Source organism: Adhaeribacter terreus (assembly GCF_042657365.1).
In the GTDB taxonomy this organism is placed as follows: domain Bacteria; phylum Bacteroidota; class Bacteroidia; order Cytophagales; family Hymenobacteraceae; genus Adhaeribacter_A; species Adhaeribacter_A terreus.
Map to the genome: position 1 here is coordinate 66,683 of NZ_JBHSKT010000006.1, position 26,947 is coordinate 93,629.

Below are 26,947 nucleotides of genomic sequence, written 5' to 3' on the forward strand. Positions count from 1 at the left end.
CAGCATTTGATACTGAACCTGCCGCATAAAGTTTAGGAAAAACCTGTTTGTTTTCGGTTAAAGGGGCAAAAATCAATAAAGGAAACCGAATGTAAGGTTAAACAACCCTTCTTCGCCTCTTGAATACGTGCCCACCACAACGAGTTTTCGCATTACTTCCAGCCACATACCGCCACCATAACCGGTATGCAGGTCGCTCAACAGTTTCTTATTGGTATCTGTATCGGCAAAAACGCGGCCCATATCATACAAACCTACGGCACCAATGCGGCCCGGGAACAGGTAGAAATTAAATTTGAACATTTCCACGCGCAGCTCTACGTTCTGGTAAAGGGCACTACGGCCGGCAAAACGCGTACGACGGTAGCCGCGCAGGTTGGTAGTGCCGCCCAGCGTGTTGGCCTGGTAAAAGTGGTAATCGCCCCAGTTATGCGCGCCGCCCAAACGGTAGGCTGCCGTAAGCTGGAAAGGCAACGTAGGGCTGAAATATGCAACCAGTTCCGAACCATAACGGGTTACGCGGCGTCCGCTTTCATCGAGTTGCCAATTCATGGAAAGGTTGTTCAGCCACCGGATACCCAGGCGCGGATTCACTTCGTTGGTTACCGACTCAATATCGCCGAAGCCACGCCAGCCCAAAAACCGGTTCCGCTGAAAATCGTCAGGGGTGGCCTGCGCTTCAGAATAGGCTGGACTTACAGCTTCCTGCAACACATACTCGCCAGATTTGTCGTCTATCTTGAACAGGTCTATCTGCGGGCCAATACCCACTTTAAAGAAGCTGAAAAGATCGCTGTTAAGGGTTGGCGAGAACAGGAACCGGGAGAAACGCACGCGGTAAAAATCGATGTCGTTATCCTGGTTGAATTCGGTATTGTTGCCGATACCAAAATAATTATAAAGCAATTGCGGGCCGAAATATGCCGCTAAAACCCCGATATCGTATTTATCCATCACTGCCTGCTTAAACTCGCCGGTATAGCGAATATTAAAGCCTCCGGAAGCCGGTGCATAATTAGCCGCAAAAGTTTGTTCGGAAGCAAAAGGCGTTTTCCGGAAGCGGTAATTGCGGTACTTTATCCCACCCCCAATATAAACCCGGTCGTCTTCGTTATATCCCAGAAATAATTTCGGCGCAAATTCCGGGATCTTATAAGTATCGCGGTCCAGGTTGTTCACTTCCTTAAAGGGCTCGGTATTGTCTTTAGTTTCGGAGCCGAAAGCGAACACGTTGTCTTTTTCGGTGTCATACACTACCGTTTTCTTTTTCAGGCCGCCAACTTTAGAATTATCGGTAATGCTATCGGGGTCGTTGCCGCCAATAATGCGCACCATAATGCCTTTACGGGCTTTGCCGGTAACTTCAAAAATATCGCGGCCATCCAGACCATACAACCTGATCTCTTTGGTTTCGCGGCTATGGAACGTACGCTGGTAAATAATGCCGCGCTCGGTGCCCTGCTTGGTTATTTTATGGATTATTACTTCGGTACGCTGGTTATCGAGGCGTTTAACTTCGAATTTCTCGTGTTTATCGGTGCCTACAATATCTACTTCCCGGGCCAGAACTTTATAATAATCCATGGCCACTTTTGGCAGCAGATCGCGGCGCGATTTCAGTTTAGCAGCAATTTCGGGACCGGAAAGCGGGTACACTTCCGGCGGCAGGTCGCGCACCGCTTCTTCTATTTCTGCGTCCGAAATACTGTTCTTCATTTCAGTAGCAATGGCCAGCCATTCTTCTCTGTCCACGCTCGAAAGAAAGTTCCGGTCGTTGTTGAGTGCGCTTAAATTCAGGCCAATATAATCGCCGTAATCGTAGCCAAAATTCTGAATATTACGGATAGCCCATTTGCGACTTACCATATACGGAATAAAACCATCGGCCTTAAAGAAAGCTACGTCACGGTCTTCGGGCACAGGCGTGAAAATGCGAGCCTTATCGGTTTTCTGTTCTTTCCAGCGCCACTGTCCCTGGTGCCGGTCCCAGTCGCCAACCAGCATATCGAACAGGCGGGCACGGGCAAATTCCTTTTCATCTACATAATTGTCGTTATCGTCGCGCAGGCGTTGCAGCACTTTTTCGGTACCCACCAGGTTTTGCGCATAACCCAAACTAGCTACGCTCTCCTGACTTTCGTTCGGGTCTTCTTCCAGGAAAGCAATGGTGTTGCTGAAGTCTGCAATGTAACGTTTCAGAGCCGGATCGGAAGGGATGAAAACCAGTTTCGGATTGGTATGCAATACCCCGGCAGCATCGGCCAGTTTCGGAATTATTAACGAACCGTATGGATGCTGCGCCGAGATCTGATCCTGCACCACATCTTTTATTACCGTTTCGCGCAGATCACCAGGCAAGGCTTTGGCCGGATCTTTATTTACCGAACGCAACTGAAACAACTGTCCTTCTTCGTTGCGCAGTTTTAACGATTTGGTTTGCTTGCCGCCACCGGTTTTGTAAGGCGTTAAGCCACCTTGTTCAGTAGATAAATTCAGCAATGGCATTTTTACGGGCGTAACCCATTCATCGCGGTAGTGCAGGCCAAGCCAGAACGAACGGGTTTTTCCGGCTTCGTAATCGGGGTTGGCAGGCAGGGTAATAACGCTGTCAGAAAAATCGCGGGCGGGCAGATCGAGTTCAGCAATAGTCTGAGTTTTCTTGGCATAAAGCGGGTAACGGAACATGAGTTCGCCGGTATTGCCATCGCCTTTCGGTTCCCAGAATTCGACCCAGACCTCGCCGGTATTGTAATAATTAACCTTGGCCCACCCTTTCTCCTTATGCGAAAATAAAGCATTGCCTTTGGCACGTAAGTGCTGCACTTTGCAACCCGAACCGCTTAAAATGTGGTGGAGGTTTTTATGCTTGTAATACTGAATATTATGTTCGTGGCCGGCGGCGTAAATAATATTATCGTACTTCTCGAAAATATTAAGCAGGTTCTGAATATACGCTTTGTAAGACGGGTGAAAAATATCCTGGCTCACGCCGCCGAAGCGCCGAGCAATAGGGTAAATTGAACCGATTATCGGCAGCGGTATAAGCGCCCATTTATGCACAATGGAAACCGGGAAAATATGATCGAGCAGGGTAAAATAACCGCCATGCACCCCGTCGGAAAACATGGGATGGTGCGCAACAACCAGAATATTGCTGCCCTGATTCTTCTTGATAATATCTTCTATTTGCACATATACGTCGGTTTCGTTCACGGCATTACAACCGGTATTACCGCCGTATGGCCGGTCTTCGTTTTGCAGCCACCACTGCGAGTTAAGCGCTATTATTACAATATCGTCCTGGATCTTAACTTCGAAAGGACCCGGGCAACCGTTATCTGGCACGAAAAAATCGCCACCTGTTACAAACGCAGAGTCCTTCAGGTATTCTTCCACATATTCTTCCTGCCGTTTTACAGCGTCCCAGCCACCTTTTAAACCCTGTTTCCAGTCGTGGTTGCCGGGTATCATGTATTTTTCGCCACGGTAATCTTTCAGAATATCGAGCTGGGTGTTTAAGCGGCGTTCCGAGATTTTACGGTCGTAGGCATCAGGTTCAGGCATACCGTAACTATACACGTTATCGCCCAGAAAAATGGCGGTGCTGTTAGAATCGGCCACTTCCAGTTGCTTGCGCATGAGCGTGAGCGTAGGTTCGCGTGGTTTGTCTTTGGGCGCACCCACATCACCGATCAGGAAAACGGAATGTTTGATCTGCAGACTATCGGGCGGGGTTAAGGTTTTCCAGTTCGAAACTTCAGATTTATAATTAGGCGGGGGATTTAAGCCCGCACAACCGGCTGTAAAAACCAGCACAAAAAAATGGCAAAATAACGCGTAGTATTTATTTTTCATGGAAATGACTTTCGGCGGCAATAAATTCATATCAGGGAATTGGGCGGCAGTTTTGATGCTAAAAAAGATACCGTTTTAAGAATATAGCATATTGGACGTATAAAGGCTCCTAAATGTTTTCGGAAACCAGAGCGAAAACACAAACGAAGACCTGCGCCTGAAGGTTAAGTTAAAAAGCCGTATAGTAGCCAGCTTATTACTTTTCAGGCTTCAAACCATAGCATTTTTTGAATTAAACCTTCACCGGCCTATTAGCGTTGAACGCTGTACGGGAATTTTAAGAACTGCCTTGCTGAACCAAACCCAAAACCGCCGTTTCCCGCCTTTATTCCCTAAAAGTTTACTATGAACGACACCGAAATTCTGAACAGAGCCAGCGCCTTCGTTTTCCAGCTCTTCCAGGAGAAACTTTCGAAAAAACTGGTTTTTCACACCTATAAACACACCTCCGAAACGGTAAACGAAGCCCGCCTGCTAGGCCAGGCGCACAACCTGCCGCCGGACCAAATGGAAATGCTGCTGCTGGCGGCCTGGCTCCACGATACCGGTTATGTAGATACGTACGAAGGGCATGAAGAAAACAGTGCGCGCCTGGCTACTGCATTTTTACGCGAACAAAACTACCCGGAAGATCGCATTGCCAAAATTGCCTCCTGCATCAGAGAATCGCGGATTGAAGATAATGGCACCGAATTGCTGGCCAATATTCTGCTGGATGCCGACCTTGCTCATTTGGGAAAAGAGAGTTTTGAAGGTTCGGCCGAACTACTGCGCGTGGAATGGGAAATTTTTTTGAACCGCTTTTACTCCGATTTTGAATGGGCGCAGCATCAGCTCGAATTTCTGCAGCGCCATGCTTTCCGGACCAAACCGGCGCAGGAACGCTTTGAAGCGCAACGTGAAATAAACATTCAGCGGCAACGCGAAAAGCTGAAGAAAACTTCTAAAAAACAAAAAGAGACCCAGATAAAAAGCCAGGATACATTTGCCCAACCCAAGCGCGGCATTGAAACCATGTTCCGAAGCATGTATACCAACCACATGGAACTGAGCGCCATGGCCGATAATAAAGCCAACATGATGATAAGCCTGAACGCTATTATTATGTCGGTAATTATTACGTATCTGGGTGCCAAAACTTCTATGCTCGGAGCGCAGTTCACCAAAAACCCGATCTTACTGGTACCGGTGGGCAGTTTGCTCTTAGCTACGTTGGGGTCGGTAATTTTTGCTATTATGAGCGCGCAGCCCGAGGTTACCAGCTTTGCCGTGAAACCGCAGAAAGTAATTAACCGCAAAATAAACATGCTTTTCTTCGGCAATTTTACGCGCATTGCCCTGGAAGATTTCCAGAATTCGATCCACGAAATTATGCGCGATAAAAACACGCTCTACAACAACATGATAACTGATATTTATTACCTGGGCGAAGTGCTGAAAAAGAAATACGCGCTGCTCCGGGTTTCGTACACCATTTTCATGTTCGGCCTTATTTTAACCGTACTCTCGTTTATTGTAGCTATGGTTTATAAGATCTGAGGTTTGGAATGCAAGAATAAAAATCGTTTGAAAACGGTAGGGTTTCTGGCTTAAAAAGTCGGGCTGTTTGCAACGAAATTTCCGGAAAACTGAAAAAACCAGCTTGTTGCAGCAAGCTGGTTTTTTCGTTAATTTTGATAGCGTTTTCAAAGCCTGGCTGCGTAGTTCAACGGATAGAATAAGGGTTTCCTAAACTTTAGATGTGGGTTCGATTCCCGCCGCGGCTACAACTAAAAAGCCACTTCGATTAACTTCGGAGCGGCTTTTTTTTGGTTCGTTAACTTTCCCTTCCGGATAACATATCAACTTCTATTATAAACTTTTCGCATCCCCTCATGAAATAATGCCCGGTACGTCGCAACCAGAATCCTATTAGCTTTGCTATTACTTTAGTAAACCTGTTTGCATTGATTGGCTATTATATTAGTTACTGCAATATTTTTAAGAGACACAATTAGCAGGATTTGCTTTACTCATATTCTCAGTAACTTCCTTTAAATACTGCTTATACTTTTCAAACGTCAGCTTTTTATCTTCTTCTGTCATTCTTTTTGCGCCATACGCTATAAACGGCTCCAAAGATTGCATACCGCAAAGCCCGAAAGTACCGATGAATAAATGCTTAAAAGTGTCTTTTATGGTCCAGCGGTTTTCGGGTATCCAGACGAAATCCGGAGCGCCGGTGGTGGTGCTTACCAAAACGCTTTTTCCTGCCAGCGCTTTTCCGCCACCATAAGCCCAACCCATCGAAAACACCCGATCGATATAGCCTTTCATTAAGGCCGGCATACTTTCCCACCAAACAGGGAACTGAAAGATTATCAGGTCGGCTTCGTGTAAAAGCTGGTGTTCTCTTTTAATGTCTTCATTAAAACTGTGATTTTGTAAAGCCATACTTTGCTCTTTTTGCAGGTCGAAGAAATTTTCATTGTAAAGCGAAGTAAAATCGTCGTCGGCAGCTGCCTTGAATTTCATCTGGTGCAGGTCGCTCACTGAAACATTCCAGCCCAGTTCTTCCAGGGTTTGGATGGCAATATTCCGCATCTGTCCGTTAAAAGATTGCAGATTGGGATGCGTAAAAACGATATGTGCGTTCATATTTAAATTACAGAGTCACTTAAAACCGGAAAACTTAGCTCTTTAGCTCTTCCGGACATCTTTGTCCGGAAGTTTCCTGCCGGGGACATCCTTGTCCCCGTACCCATTAACGCGGACGCAGACGTCCGCAGCAGGTTTACTTCCGGACACAGATGTCCGGAACAGCATTTAATTCATTATTCTCAAAAAAGTCCGGAAGGTTAGTTCCGGACTTTTTCAGTATAAAAGGATAGCGTTTTTTAACGGAAATTCCCCGGATAAATTTAGCGGATAATATCATCATAAGTTCCGCCGAAGATCACATTTCTTACATCTTTCGAGCTCAGAAAATCGTGCGGGAAACCTAATTCAATTTTACTGATCTCATCCAGCTCATTCATCAGCAGTTCGGGAATTTCGATATTGGCAGCGTTCAGGCTTTCGGACATTTGCTGCACCGTTCTGGCGCCAACAATTGGTATGGAAGTGAACGGTTTTTGCATGGCCCAACGCACTGCCACCTGCGAAGCGCTTACGTCTAATTTACCTGCTACTTCCACCACTTTTTTAGCAATTTCGGTATTCCGTTCGTTCCGGCGGGCGCTGGTTTCGGAAACTCTTCCGGTATCGCCTTTCAGGTATTTGCCGGTTAAAGCGCCGCCAGCCAGCGGTGCCCAGGGCGTTAAAGCCAAGCCCATTTCAGCAGCCATCGGGATCAGGTCGCGTTCGGGCGTGCGTTGCATTAAACTGTATTCTACCTGCAAGCCAACAAAAGAACGCCAGCCTTTTAGTTCTGCCAAAGTATTGGCACGGGCTACCACCCAGGCAGGCGTATCGGAAATACCAATGTAATGTACCTTGCCTGAGCTGATCAGGTCATCCAGGCCGCGAAGCACTTCTTCAACTGGCGTCACAAAATCCCAGGCGTGAACCCAAAGCAGGTCTATATAATCGGTGTTCAGTCTTTTCAGGCTTTCATTTACAGACCGCATCATGTTCTTGCGATGGTTGCCGGAAAAGTTCGGGTCATTCAGGCGGTCGAACAAGGTATATTTCGTAGCCAGCACAAAATGGTCGCGGTCGGCATTTATAAATTCGCCGAGGAATCTTTCGCTGGAACCTTCGGTGTAGCGATTGGCAGTATCGATAAAATTACCGCCAGCATTGGCATACGCGTCGAAAATTTTCCGGCTTTCCTCTTTATCGGCGCCCCAGCCCCAATCGGTACCAAAAGTCATCGAGCCCAGCGCAATTTCCGAAACGCGTAACCCGGATCTGCCAAATAATCTATATTTCATTTTCGATGTTTTTAAATGTAAGAAGTATGGTCAATTGTTTCACTTGGAGCCTCTTTCTAAATAACTACCAATACGTAACCAGGAGAAAAGTCCCCCTTTGGAGGGGGTTGGGGGAGGATTTTTACGTTAACTGATACTCTCCCCTTGAGGGGAGAATCTTTAATATGCGTAGTCCTCCCCCTACCCCCTCCAAAGGGGGACAAAAAAAATCTTGCGAAGCAGTAGTTATCAAACCAAGATCTCCGGGTTACTTATACTGCTGCATTATATTGTAAATATTGGGAAAATCGTTTATTGCCTTTATGGAAACGATTATCAGTATAATGCTGATCGCCATCGTCAGGTACGATTTCAGAAACGGGAAGATCATTGCGCAATAAAGCAACATCCCTAAGGCAATAATGATACTGATCACGCCGCCGCATTGAATTTTATTGAGCATCATTAACCAGCAAACGAAAACCACCGCGCCGGAAACCATTAAAATATGCCCGTCCATTAACAGGCGAAGCAGCTCCCGGTCGTATTTTCCTTTATGGTTGATCAGCACAAAAACATCGTGCAGTATTCCGTTACCGAAATACCACACCGCTGCTATTAATGCCCAATGTATGGAAAGGAGCCACTTCATTTTATCGTATTCATCAATGATTAATCTATCGCAATTCCGATTTTTCCGGTGATCCCACCTTTTTCCACGCGGGCATGTGCTTCCGGAAGATCTTTCCAGGAATATATCCTATCTATTACCAGTTTTACATGACACGCCCGAATAAGCTGACTTAAATTTTCTAAAACAGCGCCATCCGTTTTTACAAAAAAAGGAACCGTTTTTTTGGATGAAAATAAGTTTGAAAGTTTGATCAACGGGAGTTCCAGGGGGCTGCCTGCTATTACAATTGATTTGCCACCTGGCTTTAGTAGCCTTTTAAGTTTTCCAAATCCAATCCCTCTTACACAATTTAATATTACATCATATCGCTCATTTGTATTCAGGATATTTTCACTTCTGTAATCAACTAATTGGTCTGCTCCTAATTGCCGGGCAAGGTTTATTTTTTCTGAACTACAGACAGCTGTTACCTCTGCGCCAAGATGTTTTGCTATTTGTATAGCATAAGTACCTACACCACCGGTTGCACCTATAATTAAAACTTTCATACCTTTTCTTACCGGGGCATGAACGGTAAAGGCCTCATAAGCCGTCATGCCCACACCCGGAACAACTCCTGCTTCTGTAAGATCAAGATTGTCGGGAACTTTAGCGGCAAATGTTTCGGGGATAGAAATAAATTCTCCATATCCGCCATTATTTGAAATGCCCATGAAAGCATATACCTTATCACCAACGCTAAATTTTCTAACCGCTTTTCCTACTTTAACAACTTCACCGCTGGCGTCAACACCAAGTACAGCAGGTAGCTTTAACCTGACAAAGCTCTTCAGGTAGCCTTTTCTTATGCTGGCATCAACAGGGTTTACACTTGAACCATAAACCTTGACAAGCATTTCATCCTCTTTTAAAATGGGAGGATCAACTTCCCCCCATTCAAACACATCAAGATCGCCATACTTTCTGATCAGCATTGCTTTCATAAATCCATTGCTTAGCTTACCACTTTAAAATTGAACGCCCCGTTTTGAGTTGCGCCGTAAATTCTCAGCCATACCGGCAGCATTGCTTCCGTACCTCTTGCCGTGGTAATATCGCCCAGGTCCAGGATATTTTCAGCTTTCCAGCCAAATTCCTGCATCAGCGCTTTTACTTTGGCTTTGGCTTCGGCATCGTTACCGGAAATAAAGGCGGTGTGGTCGCCGCCGGCAAGCATATTCGGGTTAACCATTAAGCCGCACCACATTGTGTTCAGGGCTTTTACCACTTTTAATTCCGGGAAGGTTTTCTGAATCTCTTCGGCTAAGGAATTGGTGTTGGATAATTCCGGCAACAGGCTTGGCGGCATTCCTTTGCTGAAATCCAGTGGGTTTGCCATATCCATCAGCACTTTACCGTTCAGGTTTTTAGCTTCAGCCAGGTTCAGGGCGTTTATAGAACCAGCTCCCTGGGTGGTATTAAGCACCATTTCCCCGAAAGCAGCAGCTTCGGCAAACGTACCTAACTTTACCTTTTCGTTTTGTTTGATCCATTCGCCAAATGGCGGATTGCCATAAAAATCGGTTTCGGTGCTGGCTAATTTATCGGCTACATTGCGCGTTCCGATCATTACTTCGTGGTTCAGGGAAATAAGTCTTTCGGCGAAAGTTCTGCCAACGGTTCCGGTTCCTAATACTGCAATTTTCATATCGTTTGGTTTTTCTTTTGAAGTTTAAAATTTTAACGATACAAAGATCGGCACGAAAACGCTATGGCTAATGGTTCAAAACTTGGTCTGAATGGTAAATTACTTTTGCCCGGTTTGTTTCCGGAATTCCAAAGGCGTTAGCCCGGTATGTTTTTTAAAGAATTTGCCAAAGTTGGCGGGATCAGAAAAATGAAGCTGGTAAGCAATTTCGGCAATGTCGAAACTGGTGTACTGAATAAGGGATTTTACTTCAGAAATTAACCTGTCGGTGATGAAAGAATGGGCATTTTTGCCCGAAGCAGATTTTACCGTCTGCGACAAATGGTTGGGCGTTACTGCCAGAAGCTCGGCATATTCTTCAATGGTCCGTTTTTCGATGTAGTAGTTATTTACCAGCTGAATGAATTTCTGCAATAATAGTTGCTGCGGCGTAGTACTGCCTGTCTCCCACTGGTTGAAAGCCGTGGTAAATTCTTTTAATTGATAAAGCAAAGCCAGCAATTTTACCGCAGCAATGGTGTGCTGGCTATCTCTGGAGTTCTGATAAGCCTCGAAAACTTCCTCAAAATGCGGCGCAAACTCCTTGAACTTCGCCTGGTTGAGTTTGAAAAAATTGGTATGGAGAATATTGAAAAAAGGGAATTCCTTTTCGAAGTCCGGCCGGAAAAAAGAGAAGCATTCCTTTTTAAAATAGATCAAAAAGCCGTTGGCGGAGTTGTCGCGGTAAAAGCTGTACAAAAGGCCCGGCGACTGAAAAACCAGGAAAGAATTCAGGTTGGTTACGTTTGTATTGTCGTAGGTTATTTTGGTCTGACCGGCGCTGTTGACCAAGGCAATGAAATAAAAATCTTTCCGGAAAGGCGGTTTGTAATTATTGATTGAACCTTCGTTTGGCTTTAACCGCAGGCAATACAAATTCGGATCGGTTGTCCGGTAGTCTGCTGGAATAGAAGCCAGGAAATCGTTTATTTCCTTATACGTTGGAATAATAGGTTCTATTTTCTCCATTTTTAAAAGTAATACTTTCGGGAATACGATTTCTACCATCAATATTAAAATTTTGTAGCTGGAGCTCTAACCACCCACGTAATTAGAAGTTGCAAAAATTTTATATTAATAATATGCTAATAGAATAGTTATTAACTTTAAAATGCTGCTTAAAGGCATCGAGAATATGATCGTCAAAAGTGACATGTGAGTGCAAATGTTCCAAAGATTTATAATCACTTTGTTCAGCATAAACTATTCAAATTACTAAGTCTCTATCTCTACATTCTGTGCTTAATTTGCAACATAAAATGCTAAAGAAACGAAGCGATACAAATAGACAAGGAAGCTTTCTATGCAACGAGGAAGGCCAAATGGCCAAGATGGAAGCCAAAGCACATCGTACTGAAGCAGATTCCCAAGCAAAGAAAGCAGCCAAGGGAACAAAAATTCGAATGATAACTAATTCTTAGTTGGTGGGAAATTAATTTCCAGAAGGAGGAATATTCTTTGCCAAAGTGGCTCATACCCTAAATTTTATAGTGAGAAGTTATTTCAAACACAACTTTGATTATACTGATCCTGCGCCCCTCGAACAAAGACCATGTATATTATAAGCGCGAACTCATGCAAAATGACTTGGATATAAGTAAAACCTAAACCATCCTGACTCATAGAGTATTTGCTAAAGTATCCAAATCCTGGTGGATAAAGTTCGATATTTCACCCCTTTGGTCTACTGTAAGGAATAAGCAGCTCAATTTTTAATTTGAGCTGCTTTTTGGTTTGGTAAGTTTCCTTTTGGTTATCTTTGAGATTTTTACTCTGTTTAATCTGACTCCACTTTATACACTTCATCAATTTAGTCAGCTACATAGCGAGTTTATTGAGGATGATAGCTGCGAGCATACATTTTTCCTGCTTCAAAAAATGCCAGCCATATTACCACAGCGTAAACACCGCAATAACGAAGTTTCAAAACAGGTTATTTTAAATAAAGACGGTTACTTCAGATAATGCTTAATTCTTAATCTTATAATATTGTCGGTTGTCAGAAAACCGGTCTCTATCTGGTTGCGGGAGCGTTGGTGCATAAAAATGGCTTCGAAGCGGAAATTGTAATTGTGCCGGTAACCAATTCCGAAGCGCGTACGGGTACGGTTGGCAAAGCGTTCGTTCAGATCTTTATCTACTACAAAGAAATATTCATAATCAGCAATTGCGTACCACATTTCATCTTCTGAATAATGCGGTTTGTTCAGGGGAATTATTACTTCACCCCGAACACGGCTGCGATGGCTGGTTTCCCAGTTTTCCTCCCCGAAATCGTATAAATGCCGGCGTTCGAACCGCAGGGTAAGACGGGTTTGGATACGTTTTTCAGGCGAAAAATAAAAGCGGGTACCCAACATCAGGCGGCCTTCGAAAGTATCGGTGGTACTGGTTTGATTCGTGTAAGAAAATCCAAAAGCCGAAAGCAAGTCCAGGTGCTTGCTGATGGTGCGTTCGTAGGCCGGCGTAGCATTCAAACTGCGTCACTTGGCATTCTTCGATAAAATGGTCTGGTAACTGAACTCTGTTTCGAAAAGGTTTTTCTTCCAGGGCAAATCCATTATGTAATCGTTCCAAAGCTGCAGATTGTTTTTTTGCTGCGCCAGTCCTGAAAACGGTATCATTCCGAAGCTAAAAACCCACAGCCATATTGTTTTCCAGCGCAGCATTTACTTTTTCAGGGTTAAACCATAGCGTTTTTATACCTGTTTTCAGAACCTCAAATCTTAATCTTAAGTCGTAAACCACCGTACCAGGCATTGTCTGAGCGTTTCCGGAAAGGCTCGATCCATTGCACATTGGCGGTAAGAATAAACCAGGGAATTGGCGCAAAACTGTAATAAGCTTCTGCCCCCTGCTCATTTTGGACAAAAAGCGAAAGCAAAGCCCGGTCTTTTACATCTGAACTTAAGCCGGCTTTAAAATACCCTAAGCCAAACCGGTCGTTTGCACGTTTGCTGAAAGGACAACCGGCAATTCCACCCATAGCCGTCCAGCGAAGCGGGTTCGGGTTGCCGTCGGAAATACCTGCACGGCCGAAAATTCCCCAGCCCGAACGTGGGTTTTCGGCCGGCCCTAGCAAGTTTTGCTCGAAGGTGAAATTCACTACCCAGGAGCCTTTTTCCACGGCCAGCGGTAATTCGGAATTTGGCAAGAATAATTTGGCGCTATTGCTTAAAGACGTTTCTTCCAGGCTGCTCCAGGTACCACCCACAGCGTATTTTCCTTTCCGCCCGCCCCACGCTGTTTTCAAAGCCAGTTCCCCAGTCACCGAAACCCCGTTGTCGAATAAACCGGAAAAGCCGTATTCATTTATCCGTTCACGAGAATCCCAGGCGCCTAAAGTGAGTTCCAGCGGTTCGAGGTCGTAAACCGTCATCAAACCCAGGGTGGTTACGGGCGTGGTTCGGGCATCCAGCGGCGGCGCGGTAAAAATTATATTCTGAAAGCCATCGATGCCGCGACCGCCATAATAGTGGTTCATGGCCAGGAAATCCAGGGTGTTGATGCGCCCAACCATCAGCTTTATTTTCTCGCCGAGCTTTTGTGTGAAAAACAAGCTGCTCAGAGCAACCGCCGTACCTTCTTCTTCCGGGAACAACAGTGCGGTATTGGCCGGAATCAGGTTACCGCCTTCATCAAAAACACTTTTTCCGTAGCGTATTTCACCGTGCGAGATCATGCCAAACCCTTTCCAGAGCCCCAGCTTTTCCCAGTCCAGGATCAGGAATGCATCGCCTTTACCGCCGTATTTAAATTCATGTTCCCCGGAACCCGACAGTAAGCCCTGATAAAAATGGGTAGAGCTCAGCAATAAAATAACGCCATGCGCTACCATTTTTGGAGCAAGTCCGCCGAGGTCGCCGGATAATCTTTGGTGATGCGTTTCTGGTGGCGGCGCGGCAATACTATCGGTCGATTGCTGACTATAGCCGGACCAGGGCAACAGGAAAAGGATAAGGTACAGCGTAAATTTTTTCACGGTTTCAGAGTTAGGGTTTAGTTTTCAGGCTGGAAACCATAGCGTTTTTAACCAGCATTTATTATTCCGGGAAAACTTTCTTCCAGTCGTTTTTCATACTCACAAGGATCCAGTTTCTGGCTTTGGCTTCGGTAAGACCCTCTTTCAATTCGCCCATAACCGGGTGCTTTTCATAAGCCATTTCCCGTTCGCTATCGTCGTGGTGAATGAGAATTACCAGGTTTGGCGTAGCGGAACCGGCAGTGTATTGCAGCATGTTCAGGTCGCCGTCAGAATTGCCGCAAGCCAGCACCGGACGCCGGCCAATGTGCAGGTTGATGTTCGAGACTTTTTCCGCACGATCGTCGAAGCTTTGCAGTTCTGGCGTTTTCTCTAAAACTGCTTTCCCGGCTTTGGTTTCGAGTTTGGTTTTGCTGCTGGTGCCAATGATCTGTTCCGGCGGAATACCGTAAGTTTTCTCCGCAAAAGCCCGCATAAAATCTACGCCGCCGCCAGAAACGATGTAGTTTTTAAAACCATTTTCGCGGAGGTAATTGAGCAGTTCGAGCTGGGGCTGGTACACGCATTTGGTGTAAAGCCGCTTGTAAACCGGGTGCTGCGCTGTATCGAACCATTGGGTAGCGGCGGCCTTGAATTCTTCGGGAGAAATGCCGGTATGCGAAGCCGCTAGTAATAAACCCAGCTCTTTATGGCTGAATTTTTTCATTGTTTCGCGGTCGTTTTCCAGGATGGCTTTGAAAGGTTGCTGCGTTTTCCATTCAGGGTGTTGGGGAGCCAGGTTTTTGATGCGGTCGAAGGTAAAATTCAGCTGAAAAAGCATAGGTGCTTCGTTCCAGAGGGTGCCGTCGTTGTCGAAAACGGCAATGCGTTCGGCCGGCGGAATGTAGCTTTTTGAAGCAGAATCGGTAGCGTTTTTCACAAAATTCAGGATGCGGGTTTTGGCTTCACCGTTGTTCCAGGAAGGAAGTTCGTTCACAGTTTTTCCGGTGGTTTCCATATCGTTTTTTGCTTTTTCTTCAGTTTGTTTGCAGCTATTAAAAAAAGCCGCCAGAAGCAGGCAACCGGTTAAGATATGCAGATAGTTTTGTCGCATTATTTCATATCGTTTTAGAATGACCTTGCTCCCTGAAAACCTCAAGCCGTTGAGGGAAGCCTGAAAAAAGGATTCTGACAACGCTACATTTATTGCCAGAATCCTTCATTATCTGTTCTTCGCGTTTTTGGCCTCTGCTATTGTGGCCGTTGCTACTTCGAGCACATTTTTCAGACGAATATCAGCCGCCGCTTGCACCTTCCTTCATCTTTTCGAGCACCTGTTCCAGACTGAAACTGGCTGCCTTTTGCCGCGGCGGGAACTCCCGGAAGGTTGCAAGAAATTCGGCTACCATGGCTTGGGCGGGCACAAGCAGGAATACCCGCCGGAACATCCAGTCGTAGTAAGTATTCGAAGTAATTTGGGCGTGTTCGTAAGGGTCCGTTCGCAGGTTAAAAATAAAGGGCACCCGTAGCGTAATAAATGGTTCCTGCCAGATCTGAAACGTGCCCTGAACCCGTTGCTCCATGAACAGCAGTTTCCAGTTATCGTATCGAAGCGCCGCTACATCACCATCGTCAGTAAAGTAAATAAAACCCAGTCGCGGACTCTTTTCTTCCTCGCCTGTCAGGTATGGTAACAGATTGTGGCCGTCGAGGTGTACCTTGAAGGTTTTGTTTCCTGCTTTATGCCCTTTCTTCAGCTTTTCGGCAATATCAGGTTCACCGGCCACGGCCAGAATAGTAGGAAACCAATCCAGGTGGCTGACGATCTCATTCGACTCCGAGCCTGCTTCAATTTTGCCCGGGTAGCGCACCATGCAAGGCACGCGGAAAGCGCCCTCCCAACTTGAGTTTTTCTCGTTCCGGAAAGGGGTAGTTCCGGCATCCGGCCAGGTATTCATGTGGGGGCCATTGTCGGTGCTGTACTGCACAAACGTGTTGTCTGCAATACCTAATTCGTCCAGAAAGTCGAGCATTTCTCCGATGCACTTGTCATGGTCGATCATCACATCATGGTACTCAGATTGCCAGCGGCCGGCCTGGCCTTTACTTTCCGGCTTGCCGTGGGTCCAGGCGTGCATGTGCGAAGTGTTGAACCAAACGAAGAAAGGCTCTCCGGCGTCGTGGGCAGCCTGAATGAATTTTTTAGCAGCCGCCAGAAACTCCTCGTCGCAGGTTTCCATGCGCTTTCTGGTTAGCGGGCCGGTGTTTTCTATTTTCTGGCCACCTTTGCCATCGGCCCAGCAATGCAACACGCCCCGGGGACCGTATTTTTTCTTAAATTCCGGAAAGTCGTTTATGTTTGGATAATCCTCTTCCTCTGGTTCCTCCTCGGCGTTCAGGTGATATAGGTTACCAAAGAATTCATCGAAGCCGTGCATGGTTGGCAAATGTTCATCGCGGTCACCAAGGTGGTTTTTGCCAAATTGCCCGGTACGATAACCGAGTGGCTTGAGCGCCTCGGCAATGGTGATATCTTCGGCCTTAAGGCCCAGATCCGCGCCGGGCAGACCTACTTTGGTAAGGCCCGTTCGCAACCCGCACTGGCCGGTAATGAAGGAAGCGCGCCCGGCCGTACAACTTTGTTCCGCATAGGCATCAGTAAAGATCATGCCCTCCTTCGCGATTCGATCAATATTGCGGGTGCGATAGCCCATCAAACCTCTGGTATAGCAACTTAAATTAGACTGTCCGATGTCGTCGCCCCACATTACAAGGATGTTCGGCTTATTCGGACCGTTGCCGGTTTTGGCCTTGCCGTTCTTTTTTGGTGCTGGTTTTTTCATAGGTGTTTATTGATTAAGGTTCATTCATAAAATCTTTCTGAGGAAACAATATGGCTGGAAGCAGATCAGTTTTTGGGGTGAAAAGGATAGCGTTTTGTGGGGCGGGAATAAAGGCGTTGGCAGATATTTCAGGGATTTTTGTTCATCATATCCTTTACTTCCTTCAGTGGTTGCTGGCTTACTTCAAACTTATCCGGCCCGGTTGAGTCCATATCGGCGATCATGACGATGACCAACGCAAAAGCCGCCGCCATTAAAGGCACGCTGATGAGTCGGCGGGTACCAAAAGTGCCGGTCTGATAACCTACTACGAACGTGCCTAAAATGGAAATTACAATGAGCGAGGTCCAGATCACGTCCGGAATCCGGAAGATGAGGCTCACGGTTTTTCTTTCCTGGTAAATGTTAATTACATCGTTCAGCGAGCCAAGGAAGAACGTTCTGATCTCGCCGTCCAGGTTTTCGTTTACCAGCGTGGAAGCTTGTTGCCACATGAGGTCATGCAGTGCTTCCAGCCGGATTATATTTCCATTATCGCCGCGGTTTTTTCTGCTGAATTCAATTTCGCTGCTTTTCAGAAGGATATTGGTATACTCTTTCAGGTATTTCCGGATCGCGGTTTTCTGTTTTACTGGAATTAAATTGCTGCGGAGGTAACAGGTATTTATAGCTTTGGCTTCTTCTATTACCAGCTCTTTCCGGTTCCCGAAACGGGATTCTGTTAATGAAAATGTAAAGCCCAGCATAAAAGCCAGCAAACCTAAAATTGCCCCAACCGCAGTTCCGATTGGTGCGTCAGGTTCCTTTATTCCTTTTTTACTTCTTCTTTGAGCCAGCCAGGCGCCGGCTTCGGCTGCCATTACGCAGATAATAACGATCAGCGCGAATAGAGCCCAGGAAGGTAACCAGGTAAAGAAATGGCCAATATTCATGCTGTTGTCTTACATTTTATTTCTGTTGCTTTTTTACTTTTTCTGTCAGAACAGATACCGTTTTCAACTCATAGCTTTAATAATAGTGAGTTATCATTTTGAAGATTATATAAACCCCAAGCAGGAATAGTAAAATGGCAATTATCAGGGTCATAGAAATCGGGAAAGTATCGCCGGACATAATGAGGTGGTCGGTTTCCATTTTTCCGCGTTCTTTCCGCACCTGAAGCATGAAAGAAATATGGTAGACAATACCCAGGAACAGCATTAAAATTCCGAGGCTCACCAAAGCCAAGCCTAACTGGCCGGCAATTTCAGAGGGGTCTTTCTTCAGGTTTACTTTGATAATTTCTTTAAGCGACCGGAAAAACTGGAAAATGGTAAACCCGAACCCGATAAGCGATAAAGCCGTGCGGATAACGCTCATTAACGTACGGTCGGCCGATAACCGGGTGCGTTGAAAAGATAACGTGGTGCGCTGCCGCGAGAGCCGGGTAGAAACATCTTCAGGCGCAGATCCGGAAGTACTTTTGGGCGGGTTTTCCATAGCGTTTTTAACTGATTGGCTCGTTTCAGTTACCCATTTTAAAGCGCAAGCAGCCTGATAAGCGCTGAACGACCAGAATTAAACAGTTCAGGATCACTAAATTATAATGTAAGAGAACGTATTTAAAGCGGAAGTGACCAAAGGCTTTACTAAGTAAAAAACCTTAGTTACTGGTATATATACGTAGTTAGCTAAAATATCTAAAAAAAGCCGGAACATATTGCTTTTTTGAAGCTTTATAACTTAAATTCAGCAACTTATACAACGATTTAACTGAATCCTGGCTGATAATTCCCGCCTAAATTCATTCTTACCCATTCTAACTTTTGAGTTATGGAAAATAATCCGCTGGCAGAAAAAGAAAATATTGCAGTTCAAACATATCCGGAAGTTGTTTCAGAAAGTATGGTCTGGATTCCGGGCGGTACTTTTAAAATGGGTTCCGATAAACATTACAAAGACGAAGCGCCGGTGCATACGGTAAAAGTTGACGGTTTCTGGATGGATCGCAGCACGGTTACCAATGCAGCATTCCGGAAGTTTGTAGCAGAAACCAATTATGTAACTTACGCAGAGCGGCCACTGAATCCGGATGATTATCCGGGGGCTTTGCCGGAAATGCTGGTGCCGGGTTCTATGGTTTTTCAGAAAGCGAAACAGCCCGTTAACCTGAAAAATATTGCCAACTGGTGGAATTATATTCCGCACGCCAACTGGAAACAGCCTCACGGCCCCGGAAGTACGATAGATGGGAAAGATGATCTTCCGGTGGTTCAGGTTTCCTGGGAAGATGTAGAGGCTTACGCGAAATGGGCTGGCAAGGAAATACCCACCGAAGCCGAATGGGAATTTGCCGCCCGCGGCGGCCTGGAAGAAAAAGAGTTTGCCTGGGGCGATGAAGTTAATCCTGATGGAAAATTCATGGCCAATTACTGGCAGGGCGAATTTCCGTGGCAGAATTTAAGGCTCGATGGATTTGAAGGACTTTCGCCGGCCGGGATTTTTCCGCCAAATGGCTACGGTTTGTACGATATGACCGGCAACGTTTGGGAATGGACCTCCGATTGGTACCGCGACAAACATCCGGAAAACCCGCAGAAAGCCTGCTGCATTCCGCAAAATCCCAGAGGCGGCTTCATGGAAAATAGTTACGATCCGCGCCAGCCAAACATTAAAATTCCGCGCAAAGTGCTGAAAGGTGGTTCATATTTATGCGCCTTGAATTATTGCTACCGTTACCGGCCGGCGGCCCGCATTCCGCAAATGATCGATTCGGCTTCCTGTCATTTAGGCTTCCGGTGTGTGAAACGGATAAAAGTTTAAATGTCAGCCGTAATCAAGGAACAGGTGAATAAAAGCTGTTTTACTTCGGGTAATTATTATTTAATAAGTTTTACTCCCTGGCAGGAAATCATCCCGAAGAAATCCTGCCGTAAAAAGTTCAGTATTTCACTCCTTTGGTCTACTAAAAGGGAATAATCGGTTTTACAACTGGTTATTCCCTTTTTCTTTTCTTCCATACCTACTAAAAACTCGTTTATTAATTTATAAACTGAATCAGACTGCCGGTTCATATAGACTTGTTTATTCCATCTGATTTATCAAGACTGGAAATCATCCGAAGGAAATATTTAGTGGCACTTCTGGCTTCAGGAATTGAGTTATGGCTTTTTTAGCCAAAGAAAATTAATTCATTAAATGCTTTTCAGGACAATTTCAGGAGTTTGGAAATAACAAACCTAGCAAACCATAACACTCAGATTTCAGACAATTAGCATTAGTGAAATATAAAATTTGATTTTATCAACATCTTTAAACAAAATAAACACAATATGTCTATATTTACTATTCACCTTAACTTGGGATAAATAGCTGATTATTTTTTCTTCCGACTTTATCAATGATAACGAATTGCATCGCGAATATAGAAGTTACAAGTATTCTGAGGTCTTTACCCGGCCCGAATATTTTCCTTCTGCCGGATGCTCCAAAATTTACGATCGTTGAAGTTAATGAGGCTTATACTGCTGTATCACAAACCACCAGGGAAGAACTTTTAGGAAAAGGCATTTTTGAAGTATTCACAGATTACCCGGATAATACTACTTCTAAACTGGAAGCTAATTTAAAAAGATCCTTACTAAAAGTTCTTCAGGAAAGAGTAACGCATGAAATGCCTGTTCAGAAATATGATCTGCGGGATAGCGGCACTGGTAAATTAGTTGAACATTACTGGTTTCCCAAAAACACGCCAATTCTGAAAGATGATAATAGCGTGGCCTTTATCATGCACTCCGTAGTGGATGTAACTGACAAAATTCTACTAAACCAAAAGCTAAATAAAACTACTGCCCTACTCGAAAACAACCAACTGCATTATCACTCGCTGTTCCAGCAAAATCCGGATGCGGTATTTTCGTTAGACCTTGAAGGAAGGTTTCTGAGTGTAAACAGCGCTTTTCAAGCCTTGACAGCATGTACGCCGGAAAAAATTCATCAGACGAATTTCCTATCACTTGCTGCACCCGAAGACCTGGATAAAACCATATTCCATTTCAATGAAGCCGTAAACGGCAACCCGCAGTCTTATGAAGCCGGCATCGTTACTGCCAATGGTCAAAAACGGATTGTAAATTTTAACATCTTACCCATTATTATTAATAATAAAGTAGTGGGAATTCATGGAATTTCGAAGGATATTACAGATTTCATTACGCTCCAGGAAGAATTACTTAAAAGCAACAAACGGTTTGAAATGGTATCTAAAGTTACCATTGATGCCATTTGGGATTGGAACCTTGTCACCAATGAAATCAGCAAGGCTGGCAATGCCTTTTATCGATCTTTAGGTTATTCCCCGGCAGTACTACAATCTTTTAATAATTGGGTAGCATTGATCCACCCGGAAGATGCAGACAAAGTAATGAATGGCTTAAAAGAGTCCCTGGATAACCCTGAAATTCAGACTCTAAAAGCAAAATACCGGATCAGGAAAGCGGATGGTTCCTACGCTTATATCTTGGATAAAGGATTTATTGTTCGAATTGAAACCGGTAAAGCCGTGCATATCTACGGCGCTTCAAAAGATATTACCAGCAGCAAAAAAAATAAAGCTGAAAAGGAATTGCTTATTAAAGATCTGACTCAGAGCAATAATTACCTGAAACAATTTTCCTACATAATAACGCACAATCTCAGAACTCCAATTGCCAATTTAATAGGCATAGGTAACCTTATTGATGAGACCAGGGTCGAAGACCCTTTGACCAGGACATTACTACAGAAATACAAGCAGACAACAGAGATTCTGCATGAAAATGTAAAAGAACTGCTTGAGATCCTGATCATAAAAAACAACCTGGAGGTACCTGTAAAAGAGACGAATATCTCCAACGTATTGGCGCAGGTCGTAGACTCAATATCGCATTATGTAGCAGTAAGTGAGGCAAATATCATTACAGACTTTTCCGCCGGAACTTCTGTAAACTTTAACCCGGAATACCTCCAAAGCATTTTATTAAATCTGCTTACCAACGCTATAAAATACCGCAGCCCCGATAGAAGCCTTCAAGTAAAGATCCAGACCGAAAACAGGGAAGGCCACCTGTTTTTACATTTTACTGATAACGGATTGGGAATTGACCTTGAAAAATATGGCGACAAAGTTTTCGGGCTATATCAGAAATTTCATGACCACCCCGATAGCAAAGGTTTAGGGCTACACCTGGTAGCTAACCAGGTAAAAGCCATGGGCGGAGAGATTTCGATTAAAAGTAAAGTAGATAATGGAACAACTTTTTCAATTAAATTCAAGAATTAACAATGCTTAACAAGTTATTATTAATCGATGATGATGATATTAGTTTAATGATTTGCGAAATAGTCATTAAACAGGAAAAGTTTGCCTCCGAAGTTCTTAAGGCTAGAAATGGTCAGGAAGGAATAAATTACCTTAAGTCCTTAGATTCCGGGCAAACCGATAATAAAAAACCCGATCTTATTTTGCTGGATCTGAATATGCCGGTAATGAATGGCTGGGAATTTCTGGAAGAATTTTCGGGCGAACTGGAAGAGAAATTTCCGGAAATGAAAGTCTGCATCCTGACCTCGTCGGTAGATCCCTTCGATTTTTCGCATTCCAAAATTTACGACAACGTGATCGGGTTTATCAGCAAGCCACTTACAATAGAAGCGCTGAATGAACTACGCTCAAACGAAAGGCTGGAAGCAAATTTCAGAAGCTGATCTTAGCTGCTTTAGTTGAAGATCTCATTTGTTCATAAAAACTTTCTTAAAGGCACTTTTTCCCTTAAAACGGTACCGTTTTAGGAGTAAAAAGTAACTGTTCGTTGCTTCTGTTCCCTGCCCCTCTGCCATTCGGAAAAACCTTTACATTTCACCGGTTGCCAATTTTTCTGAAATGCTGATTCCGGTTCCGGTGCAGGATTTTCAAAACTACTCAAATTAAAATAAGCGCTATAGCCTCAACTTTACATGCATTTCTTACGCAACCTTTCCATCAGAAATAAACTGCTGCTTATTTCGTTATTGCCGCTGGCTACTTTATTCTATTTTCTGGCTGTAAATATTGCCGGCGAACTGGAGAATAAGAACCGCATTCAGAAAGTTTATTCCGATGTTGAGAAGGCCGAAGCCCTTTCCAACGTCATTCACCAGATCCAGGAAGAGCGCGGTTATGCGGTAGAATATTTAATAAACCCCAGCGAAGCTTCAAAAAACGATCTTTTCAACCAGCGTACCCAAACCGACAAGGCCATTCACAACCTGAACGCGTTCGCACTGAAAAATAAGACCGAACTAAACCAAGAAGCGCAATTCGATAAACTGCAAAACCTGCGAAGCGCGATCAATTCCGGTAAAACCAATGCCGCCGAAGTCCGCAGCCGCTACTCTGAGATCAATGCGCCGCTCATTGCTGAAATAAACAAAACCGCCCTTTTTTCCGAAAACCCGAAAGTTAAAAGTGCTTTGCATGCCCACATGTACATTCTTTACGGAAAAGAATTTTTCGGGCAGTTGCGCGCCAACGTGAAACAAGCCATTTTAACCGGAGGTTTTAAAGAAAACGGTTTTGCCGAATTCGCTTCTTTGAGTGGAAAATACGAGCTGAACCTGGAAAATTTCCGCAACAATGCTTCCGAAGAATTAGCGGCCTATTACACCAAAAAAATAACGAATCCGGTTACGTTTAAGGTGCGCAAAATGATCGATACGGTAAAGCAGAATCCATCGGCAGCCAACCTCGATTTTTCCCGCGACGACTGGTGGATGAACGGCGCTTCTTACCTGAACACCTTAAAGGAAATTGAAGATCATTCCACCCTAATCATCCGGCAAACCGCTGAAAACGAACTCACTGAGATCACCAATTCTCTGGTCAGAAGCATTATAATTGCGATTACCATTGCACTTGTTTTACTGCTGCTTCTTTACAACACCATCCGCTACATTGTAGCTTCCCTGCAGGAGTTAAAAAATGCCGCCGACCGCATTGCAAGCGGCGATGTGAACAGGCCCGTAACAATAAGCTCTCAGGATGAGATCGGTGATCTGGCCGGTTCTTTCAATAAATTAATTTCGGTTTCCAGGGAATATGCGCAGGCCGCCGATGTAATTGGGCGCGGCGATTATTCGCCGGAAGTTCAGGTAAGAAGCGAAGCCGATACGTTGGGAATTTCGCTAAATAACATGAAGCAGAATCTTCAGAAATTATCGGAAGAAAATGCTCTCCGGAACTGGATGCTTATCGGCAACAGCGAACTGAACGATAAACTGCGCGGCGAAAAAGAAGTACGGGTATTGGCGCAGGAAGTCGTGAACAAACTTACCAATTACCTGAACGCCCAGATCGGAGCCATTTACCTATACGAAAACGGCGTTTTACGCTTAGCTGGCAGCTATGCCTACCATTTCCGGAAAGATAACAACAACGAATTCAAGTTGGGAGAAGGCCTGATCGGTCAGGCGGCGCTGGAGAAAAAATCGATCATTTTCAGCCAGGTTCCGGAAGATTATATCCGCATCAATTCTGGTTTGGGCAATGCAACGCCAAAGAATATTGTGGTTTACCCTTTCCTGCACGACAACGAATTGAAAGGCGTGATCGAGATCGGATCGGCAGAAGCATTTTCAGAGCACGATCTGGATTTTCTGAATATGGTGGCCGAAAATGTTGCCATCGCTTTCCATTCGGCACAATCCAGAACCATTTTAAAGGAACTGCTGGAAGAAACCCAGCGGCAGGCCGAAGAACTGGAAGCTCAGCAGGAAGAATTGCGCCAGATAAACGAAGAACTGCAGGAGAAAACGCATTTGCTTCAAAATTCCGAAGCCGAACTGAAAGCCCAGCAGGAAGAATTGCAGCAAACCAACGAAGAGCTGGAAGAAAAAGCCAATTTGCTGGAAGAGCAGAAAGAAAAGCTGGAAGTTGCCAAAATGGAAGTGGAAACCAAAGCGCGCGAACTGGAGATCAACAGCAAATACAAATCAGAATTCCTGGCCAATATGAGCCACGAATTGCGCACACCGCTAAACAGCATTCTTATTCTGGCGCAGCTGCTCAGCGAAAACAAAAGCAAAGTGCTCGGCGATAAAGAAGTGGAATTTGCCCGCAACATTTTCAGTTCCGGCACCGATCTGCTGAACCTGATAAACGAAATTCTGGACCTTTCTAAAGTAGAATCCGGTAAAATTGAGCTCGATATTTCGGAAGTAAATCTGGCGGAAATTCAGGAAAACCTGCAATCTACTTTTAAGGAAATTGCCAGAAACAAACAGATCGATTTTGAGATCAAATACGACGCGCAAAACTTACCGGAACATTTCAATACCGATAAGCAACGCCTGGAACAGATCCTCCGGAATTTGCTTTCCAACGCGTTCAAGTTCACAGGCAAAAACGGCGAAGTAACGCTCAACATCCGATCCATTTCACCGAACGGCAGCCTCAGAAACCGGAAGCTCCGCAACATGAATGAAGTGCTGGAATTCTCCGTTACCGACACCGGCATTGGCATTCCGGAAAGCAAACAGCACGTTGTTTTCGAAGCATTTCAGCAGGCTGATGGCTCAACCAAACGCAAATATGGTAGCACCGGCCTGGGCCTTTCTATCAGCCGCGAACTGGCCAATGCGCTCGGCGGCGAAATTCATCTGGAAAGCGCCGAAGGCAAAGGCAGCACTTTCACGCTTTATCTGCCGTTAGAATTTGATGCCACATTGGTAATTCCGTCAGAAAAAGAAGTTTCGGTAAAACCACCAACAGAAAAACTTTTACCGCCCGCAAAAACGGTATCCCAAACCGTCGAAAAAGTCAATGCGACTCAATCTGTAACCGACGACCGCGATCATATTCAGGAAAATGACAAGGCCATTCTGATCGTAGAAGATGACGTTGCTTTTGCCAATATTCTGCTTCAATTCATCCGCGAAAAAGGCTACAAAGGCATTCTGGCGCACCAGGGAAATACCGGCTTAAGTCTGGCCCGTTACTACCAGCCCGATGCCATAATTCTGGATATGAAACTGCCGGTAATGGATGGTTCGGAAGTGCTGAAACACCTGAAAAACGATCCGGAACTGCGACATATTCCGGTGCAGGTTATTTCGGGTTTCGACCGCCGGAACGAAGGTTTTGAACTGGGCGCTTTCGATTTTATTAAGAAACCCATTACCCAGCAAGAGCTGGACGCTGCATTCGGCCGCATTGAAGAATTCATAAACCGGAAGCTGAAAAAACTGCTGATCGTGGAAGACAATAAGCTGCAAAACCTGGCCATCCGGGAATTGATAGGTAACGGCGATGTAAAATCTTTTTCGGCCTACACCGGCGAAGAAGCGTACAAACTAATGCACCAGGAAAAATTCGACTGTATAATCGTGGATCTGGGCTTACCGGATATGGGCGGAATTGACCTGCTGGAAAAAGTAAAAGCCGACGAAAACCTGAACAAAATTCCGGTAATTGTTTACACCGGAAAAGAACTGGATAAACAGGAAGCTTCGCGGTTAAACAAACTGGCTAACACGGTGGTGCTGAAAACGGTAGATTCGAACGAAAGATTATTAGATGAAACCATTCTGTTTCTGCACAGCGTAGAAGCCCGGTTACCGAAAGAGAAACAGCAGATCATCCGGAAACTGCACCGCACCGACGAAGTACTGAAAAACAAGAAAGTGCTGATCGTGGATGATGATATGCGTAATATTTTTTCGCTGACCAACGTGCTGGAAGATGAAGGCGTGCGCTGCATAACGGCAGAAAACGGCCGCGAAGCCATAAATGTTTTGAAAGAACACCCGGATACTGATATTATTTTAATGGACGTAATGATGCCGGAAATGGACGGTTACGAAGCTACGCAGGAGATCCGGAAGATGCTAAAATTTGCCAAACTCCCGATCATTGCACTTACGGCCAAAGCTATGAAAGGCGACCGGGAAAGATGCCTCGAAGCCGGTATGTCCGATTATATTTCGAAGCCGGTAAACATTGAAAAACTGCTTTCGCTGATGCGGGTGTGGATGTATAAATAA

The 26,947-nt window shown here is 45.0% G+C and carries 18 protein-coding genes and 1 tRNA gene; 6 read left to right on the forward strand and 13 right to left on the reverse strand.

The window, feature by feature from the left end:
* Positions 1-72: 72 nt before the first annotated feature.
* A complete protein-coding gene (locus tag ACFPIB_RS11180) occupies positions 73-3,855 on the reverse strand; it encodes a metallophosphoesterase (RefSeq protein ID WP_378017543.1) in 3,783 nt (1,260 codons plus the stop codon).
* Between the two features lie 345 nt (positions 3,856-4,200).
* On the opposite strand from ACFPIB_RS11180, the gene ACFPIB_RS11185 reads away from it, so the two are divergent.
* Together ACFPIB_RS11185 and ACFPIB_RS11190 are read left to right on the forward strand one after the other, a co-directional pair.
* Positions 4,201-5,394, forward strand: a complete 1,194-nt coding sequence (locus tag ACFPIB_RS11185; RefSeq protein WP_378017544.1) for a Pycsar system effector family protein — start codon at positions 4,201-4,203, stop codon at positions 5,392-5,394.
* A gap of 155 nt (positions 5,395-5,549) precedes the next feature.
* Positions 5,550-5,621: transfer RNA gene (locus ACFPIB_RS11190), tRNA-Arg, on the forward strand.
* A 214-nt stretch (positions 5,622-5,835) separates the two neighbouring features.
* Here the strand turns inward: ACFPIB_RS11190 and ACFPIB_RS11195 are convergent.
* The 12 genes from ACFPIB_RS11195 to ACFPIB_RS11250 all read right to left on the reverse strand — a co-directional run bounded on the left by ACFPIB_RS11195 (position 5,836) and on the right by ACFPIB_RS11250 (position 18,391).
* Complete coding sequence (locus tag ACFPIB_RS11195; protein WP_378017545.1) at positions 5,836-6,492, reverse strand: NAD(P)H-dependent oxidoreductase; 657 nt, start codon at positions 6,490-6,492, stop codon at positions 5,836-5,838.
* Positions 6,493-6,755: 263 nt separating this feature from the next.
* Entirely contained in the window at positions 6,756-7,769 is a 1,014-nt protein-coding gene (locus ACFPIB_RS11200) for an aldo/keto reductase (RefSeq protein ID WP_378017546.1), read from the reverse strand.
* 247 nt (positions 7,770-8,016) lie between these two features.
* On the reverse strand, positions 8,017-8,400 hold the full coding sequence (locus tag ACFPIB_RS11205; RefSeq protein WP_378017547.1) for a hypothetical protein: 384 nt from the start codon (positions 8,398-8,400) through the stop codon (positions 8,017-8,019).
* 20 nt (positions 8,401-8,420) lie between these two features.
* A complete protein-coding gene (locus ACFPIB_RS11210; RefSeq protein WP_378017548.1) occupies positions 8,421-9,365 on the reverse strand; it encodes an NADP-dependent oxidoreductase in 945 nt (314 codons plus the stop codon).
* Positions 9,366-9,376: 11 nt separating this feature from the next.
* On the reverse strand, positions 9,377-10,069 hold the full coding sequence (locus ACFPIB_RS11215; protein ID WP_378017549.1) for an NADPH-dependent F420 reductase: 693 nt from the start codon (positions 10,067-10,069) through the stop codon (positions 9,377-9,379).
* A gap of 99 nt (positions 10,070-10,168) precedes the next feature.
* The gene (locus ACFPIB_RS11220) at positions 10,169-11,116 is read right to left on the reverse strand and encodes a helix-turn-helix domain-containing protein (RefSeq protein ID WP_378017550.1); all 948 of its coding nucleotides are present in this window, start codon (positions 11,114-11,116) and stop codon (positions 10,169-10,171) included.
* A gap of 944 nt (positions 11,117-12,060) precedes the next feature.
* Positions 12,061-12,585, reverse strand: a complete 525-nt coding sequence (locus ACFPIB_RS11225; RefSeq protein ID WP_378017551.1) for a DUF2490 domain-containing protein — start codon at positions 12,583-12,585, stop codon at positions 12,061-12,063.
* Positions 12,586-12,827: 242 nt separating this feature from the next.
* The gene (locus ACFPIB_RS11230) at positions 12,828-14,090 is read right to left on the reverse strand and encodes a carbohydrate porin (RefSeq protein WP_378017552.1); all 1,263 of its coding nucleotides are present in this window, start codon (positions 14,088-14,090) and stop codon (positions 12,828-12,830) included.
* Between the two features lie 61 nt (positions 14,091-14,151).
* Positions 14,152-15,087, reverse strand: a complete 936-nt coding sequence (locus ACFPIB_RS11235; protein ID WP_378017553.1) for an HAD family hydrolase — start codon at positions 15,085-15,087, stop codon at positions 14,152-14,154.
* 277 nt (positions 15,088-15,364) lie between these two features.
* Positions 15,365-16,912 (reverse strand): arylsulfatase, encoded by a 1,548-nt coding sequence (locus tag ACFPIB_RS11240; protein WP_378017554.1) that lies wholly within the window; start codon positions 16,910-16,912, stop codon positions 15,365-15,367.
* Between the two features lie 128 nt (positions 16,913-17,040).
* Positions 17,041-17,844, reverse strand: coding sequence for a bestrophin-like domain (locus tag ACFPIB_RS11245; protein WP_378017555.1), 804 nt, complete (start codon positions 17,842-17,844; stop codon positions 17,041-17,043).
* Between the two features lie 76 nt (positions 17,845-17,920).
* A complete protein-coding gene (locus ACFPIB_RS11250) occupies positions 17,921-18,391 on the reverse strand; it encodes a YidH family protein (protein WP_378017556.1) in 471 nt (156 codons plus the stop codon).
* A gap of 333 nt (positions 18,392-18,724) precedes the next feature.
* On the opposite strand from ACFPIB_RS11250, the gene ACFPIB_RS11255 reads away from it, so the two are divergent.
* The 4 genes from ACFPIB_RS11255 to ACFPIB_RS11270 all read left to right on the forward strand — a co-directional run bounded on the left by ACFPIB_RS11255 (position 18,725) and on the right by ACFPIB_RS11270 (position 26,947).
* Entirely contained in the window at positions 18,725-19,714 is a 990-nt protein-coding gene (locus ACFPIB_RS11255) for a formylglycine-generating enzyme family protein (RefSeq protein ID WP_378017557.1), read from the forward strand.
* A 577-nt stretch (positions 19,715-20,291) separates the two neighbouring features.
* Positions 20,292-22,211 (forward strand): PAS domain-containing sensor histidine kinase, encoded by a 1,920-nt coding sequence (locus tag ACFPIB_RS11260; RefSeq protein WP_378017558.1) that lies wholly within the window; start codon positions 20,292-20,294, stop codon positions 22,209-22,211.
* A 2-nt stretch (positions 22,212-22,213) separates the two neighbouring features.
* The gene (locus ACFPIB_RS11265) at positions 22,214-22,636 is read left to right on the forward strand and encodes a response regulator (protein ID WP_378017559.1); all 423 of its coding nucleotides are present in this window, start codon (positions 22,214-22,216) and stop codon (positions 22,634-22,636) included.
* A 249-nt stretch (positions 22,637-22,885) separates the two neighbouring features.
* Positions 22,886-26,947, forward strand: coding sequence for a response regulator (locus ACFPIB_RS11270; protein WP_378017560.1), 4,062 nt, complete (start codon positions 22,886-22,888; stop codon positions 26,945-26,947).